This window comes from Microbispora amethystogenes, assembly GCF_016863015.1.
Lineage (GTDB): Bacteria > Actinomycetota > Actinomycetes > Streptosporangiales > Streptosporangiaceae > Microbispora > Microbispora amethystogenes.
Window position 1 is genome coordinate 1 of sequence record NZ_BOOB01000128.1, and the last position, 1,189, is coordinate 1,189.

At 72.1% G+C, this 1,189-nt stretch carries 1 protein-coding gene; it reads left to right on the plus strand.

The window, feature by feature from the left end; translation table 11 throughout:
* Positions 1–1,189 (plus strand): SpnB-like Rossmann fold domain-containing protein (locus tag Mam01_RS35990; protein WP_204289683.1); only part of this gene is annotated, 1,189 nt, incomplete at both ends.

Genomic DNA, 1,189 nt, shown 5'->3' on the forward strand with positions numbered 1-1,189 from the left:
CCGGAGAGCGGCGGCTTACAGGTGCAGATCATCGTCACCGGCTCCGACCGGCCCAGCCTGGAGATCTACTCCCGGCGGGAGGGCGACACCGGAGACTGGACCCGCCACGCGACCGCCGTACTGGCCAGGGACGACACCGAACCCGGCTTCGACCTCACCGCCTGGCCGCCGGAGGGCTCCGCGCCGGTGGACCTCGCCACCGCATACGACCGGTTGCACGAGACGGGTCTCGGATACGGCCCGGCGTTCCGGGGGCTGCGCGCCGCCTGGCGGCGCGGCGACGAACTGTTCGCCGAGGTCGCCCTATCCGAGGACGAACGGGATGACGTGACGGACTACGGCATCCACCCGGCGCTGCTCGACGCCGCGTTGCACGGGGCCGCGCTGCACTGGCTGGACAGCACGCCGAGCGGCCACAGCAACCTGCCGTTCGCCTGGAGCGGGGTGCGGCTGCACGCCACCGGCGCCACCGACCTCCGGGTACGTATCACACTGGGCGATGCCGGATCCCTGTCACTCCAGGCCGCCGACCCCACCGGCGCACCGGTCGCCACGATCGACACCCTCACCGCCCGCCTCGTCTCCAAGGAGCAGCTGGGCACATCCGGATCCGCTCCCGACAACGGCCTGTTCCGGGTCGAGTGGTCACCCCTCGAACTCCGGCCGGCGGCAGACGAGGCCTGGGCCGTACTCGGCGACCGGGGACTGCACGACACCCTGCGCCCGACCGTCGCCACCTCCTACTACGACGACCTGACCGCCCTCACCGACGCTATCGACGCCGCCGAACCCACCCCCGACGTGATCGTCCTTCCGATCTCCCCCCATCACGGCACCGGGAACGACAACGCTCGCAACGGCACGACCGGAGGCGACAACGCCGCGCCCGTCGAGCCCGAGCAGGGCACCCCCACCGCCAATGACGGCAGCAGGACGGGCGAGAACCTGGTGGCGGCGGCGCACGCGGTGGCCGAAACCACCCTGGCCACCCTGCAGGCCTTCCTGGCCGACGACCGCCTCAGCGGCGCCCGGCTGCTCGTCCTCACCCACCACGCCGTCGCCACCACCAGCCACGAACCCATCGACCTGACCACCGCACCCGTCTGGGGCCTGATCCGCTCCGCCCAAACCGAACACCCCGGCCGCATCCACCTCATCGACCACCACCACGACCCCGATCACGACCCCG